This is a genomic window from Microcystis sp. M090S1, assembly GCF_020246295.1.
Lineage (GTDB): Bacteria > Cyanobacteriota > Cyanobacteriia > Cyanobacteriales > Microcystaceae > Microcystis > Microcystis aeruginosa.
Genome location: NZ_JADBTF010000178.1, coordinates 1 through 3327 on the forward strand (window position 1 = coordinate 1; position 3327 = coordinate 3327).

Here is a 3327-nt window from a genome sequence, read left to right on the forward strand (position 1 = left end):
TGTGTTCTGAGATGGAGTGCCTTATTGTAAACCAATCTTACACAGCCCAAAGTGCGCCGAAATAGCGACTCTCGTTCGGGTGTTGGGTAAAATCGAAACGAATAGGCTTTTTCCATATCTCGCATTCTAGCATATATCGTGTAAATGCGCTAATATTTAACAGTAAAGCCGTCGTAGAACGACGGGGTTTCAGACCCAAAATTTTCGATGAAACTAGAAACCACGGCGATTAAACGGATTCTCGATGCTAACCTTGACCGCGCCAGAGAAGGACTGCGAATTATCGAAGAATGGTGTCGTTTTGGCTTAGATAATCCCGATTTAGCCCAAGAATGTAAAGAAATGCGCCATCAATTAGCTAGTTGGCACTCGATCGATCTTAAACGACATCGGGACACGGCCGGCGATATCGGCAGGGATTTAAGCCATCCGAGGGAAGAAATCCGGGAGACTGTCGAGGGACTGCTGCAGGCCAATCTCGCTCGCGTACAGGAGGCTTTTAGGGTTTTAGAAGAATACGGTAAACTCTATGATCTGGAGCTAGGGATAGCCTGTAAACAGCTGCGCTATCGGGTTTATCAGCTAGAGAGTAAACTATTAATCTCGCCACCTCTGGAAAAACTGAAAGCATCTCCCCTCTATTTAGTCACTTCTCCCGCCGAAAATCTGCTAGAAATCGTCGAATTAGCCCTAAAAGGGGGGTTAAAATTGGTGCAGTACCGCCATAAAACCGCCGCTGATACCATTCGTTTAGAAGAAGCCGCTAAACTGTGTGAGTTATGCCACCGTTACGATGCTTTATTTATTATGAACGATCGCGTCGATATTGCTCAGGCCATTCATGCTGATGGTGTTCATCTCGGTCAACAGGATGTACCGATTTCCCTAGCGCGGCAATTTCTCGGTCCTGGGGCAATTATCGGCAGGTCCACCACTAATCCCCAAGAGATGGCCAAAGCAATCCAAGAAAAGGCCGATTATGTGGGAGTCGGGCCGGTTTATGCCACCCCCACCAAAGCGGGAAAAACCCCCGCAGGATTGGAATATGTCCGTTATGCGCGGGAAAATTGCCCTTTACCCTGGTTTGCGATCGGTGGTATTGATAGTAGTAACATTAAAGAGGTTTTAGAGGCAGGAGCGCAACAGGTAGCTGTAGTCCGGGCCATCATGGAAGCGCAGCACCCCGAGGTCATCACCCAACAATTATTAACCCAATTAAAGTAGGGAAGTGGGAAGTGGGAAGTGGGAAGTGGGGTGTAGGGTGTAGGGTGTAGGGTGTAGGGTGTGGAAAGAATAAATAAAAATAATCTCCTGTCTCCTGTCTCCTGTCTCCTGTCTCCTGTCTCCTGTCTCCTGTCTCCTGAATACTGTCTCCTGTCTCCTGACTCCTCCGATTAACTTGATTCGTTCATATCCAAATCCATGTCAGAAATAACCTTGCAAATTAACGGCAAAACTCAAACCTGTTTACCCGCAACTAAACTAGGGCAAATGTTAGAAAATTTGGGCATGAATCCTCGGTTAGTTGCCGTGGAATATAACGGGGAAATCCTCCATCGTCAGTATTGGGAAAACACGGAAATCAAGGAGGGGGATAAATTAGAAATTGTTACTATTGTCGGAGGGGGATAAAATAATCAACAATCGACAGTTGAGGGAAAAAACTTGTTAGTTATCGGTTTAATGAGTGGCACATCGGTGGATGGTATCGATACCGCTTTAGTGGAGATTAGCGGTACAGTGGAATCTCCACAGGTGCAGTTATTAGCTGGAGAAACCTATCCCTATTCCCCCCGATTACGCGAGACAATTTTACAAGTCTGTGGGGGAGAAAAGCTCGACCTTGAAGCTTTAGCCAGCTTAGATGATGATATCGCCGCAGAATTCGCCCGTGCCGCTTTAAATATCCAAAAAGAAGCCCCAAAAGCCCAATTAATCGGCAGTCACGGTCAAACCGTTTTTCATCGACCCCCCGCAAACGAGCGCCTCGGTTACACGGTACAATTAGGACGGGGAGCAGCGATCGCAAAAATTACCCGTATTCCCACCATTAGCAATTTTCGCGCTGCCGATATCGCCCAAGCTGGTCACGGTGCGCCCCTAGTGCCGAAAATTGACGCTTATCTGCTTTCTCACCCCACCAAAACCCGCTGCGTCCAAAATATCGGCGGTATTGGCAATTTAACCTATCTACCCCCCCGACAAAGGGAAAATTGGCAGCAAAAAATTTTCGGTTGGGATACTGGCCCCGGCAACGTCCTCATCGATTTGGCCGTACAATTTTTGAGCCAAGGCCAACAAACCTACGACCATAACGGTCAATGGTCGGCTCAGGGTCAACCCTGCTCCGAATTAATTCATAAATGGCTACAGGAGCCTTATTTTCAACAATATCCCCCTAAATCCACCGGCAGAGAGTTATTTAGCCCCGCCTATCTAGCCCAATTGCACCGGGATGCCCAAGCTTATTCCCTCAGTGATGCCGACTGGTTGGCTAGTTTAACCGATTTAACCGCCATTTCGATCGCCCACAGCTATCAAACCTTTTTGCCAGAAATGCCCGCGGAAGTGCTGCTCTGCGGTGGTGGCGCTCGTAATGCCTACCTGCGCCAACGACTCCTAGCACATTTGGGGTCAAATGTCAAGCTTTTGACCACCGATGAGGTAGGATTAAATAGCGATTTTAAAGAAGCGATCGCTTTTGCCCTTTTGGCCTATTGGCGCTGGCACAATTTCCCCGGTAATTTACCGCAAGTCACGGGGGCAAAAGCAGCGGTTTTATTAGGAGAAATTTACAGATGAGCAGCAGCTATGAAATATTTTCAACAATTCAACGCCAAAGGGTCAGCGATGGGCAAATAGTGCCAATTTTAAGCGATTGTGCCGACTATAAACGTCTTTTAATTCTTGTTTGGCCGCAATTGGGAGATTTTGATAGTCTCGAATACGCTTGGTGGTTAGAAAAAGAGGCAGCCCTTTGGCAAAATGCTGGGATAACCATTCGTGCCATCGGTATCGGCGATCGCAATTCAGGGTTAAAATTCGCTGAATATACGAAATTTCGGCAAGATTGGCTTTTTGTTGACCCCAAAGCCGAATTACATAATTTATTAGGACTTTATCGCGGTTTATCGCTAAAATTACCTGGGTTTTCTCCCGGGCAAAATGCTTGGTTAAATCTAATTTTCATCGAAAATTTTGGGTCTGAAACCCCGTCGTTCTACGACGGCTTTACTGTTAAATATTAGCACATTTACGAAATATATGCTAGTGTGAAAGGACATGGAAAAAGCCTATTCGTTTCGATTTTACCCCACACCCGAACAA

Annotated in this window: 4 protein-coding genes and 2 pseudogenes; 5 read left to right on the plus strand and 1 reads right to left on the minus strand. The window is 46.7% G+C overall.

Annotation, left to right across the window (positions count from 1 at the left end):
* Window positions 1-116, minus strand: a 116-nt coding sequence (locus tag IM477_RS08010; RefSeq protein ID WP_287731257.1) for a helix-turn-helix domain-containing protein, incomplete at its 3' end; no start/stop codon positions are given.
* 91 nt (window positions 117-207) lie between these two features.
* Here IM477_RS08010 and IM477_RS08015 point away from each other — a divergent pair.
* The 5 genes and pseudogenes from IM477_RS08015 to IM477_RS23015 all read left to right on the plus strand — a co-directional run.
* Window positions 208-1224, plus strand: coding sequence for a thiamine phosphate synthase (locus IM477_RS08015; protein WP_287731256.1), 1017 nt, complete (start codon window positions 208-210; stop codon window positions 1222-1224).
* Between the two features lie 198 nt (window positions 1225-1422).
* Entirely contained in the window at window positions 1423-1632 is a 210-nt protein-coding gene (gene thiS / locus IM477_RS08020; protein WP_043999042.1) for a sulfur carrier protein ThiS, read from the plus strand.
* Window positions 1633-1662: 30 nt separating this feature from the next.
* Window positions 1663-2802: pseudogene (locus tag IM477_RS08025) on the plus strand (anhydro-N-acetylmuramic acid kinase); the annotation flags it as partial.
* Window positions 2799-3191 (plus strand): annotated as a pseudogene (locus IM477_RS08030) (peroxiredoxin-like family protein); the annotation flags it as partial. The pseudogenes IM477_RS08025 and IM477_RS08030, both read left to right, overlap by 4 nt.
* Before the next feature lie 91 nt (window positions 3192-3282).
* The coding region (locus tag IM477_RS23015) for a helix-turn-helix domain-containing protein (RefSeq protein WP_353737100.1) at window positions 3283-3327 on the plus strand (45 nt) is incomplete at its 3' end.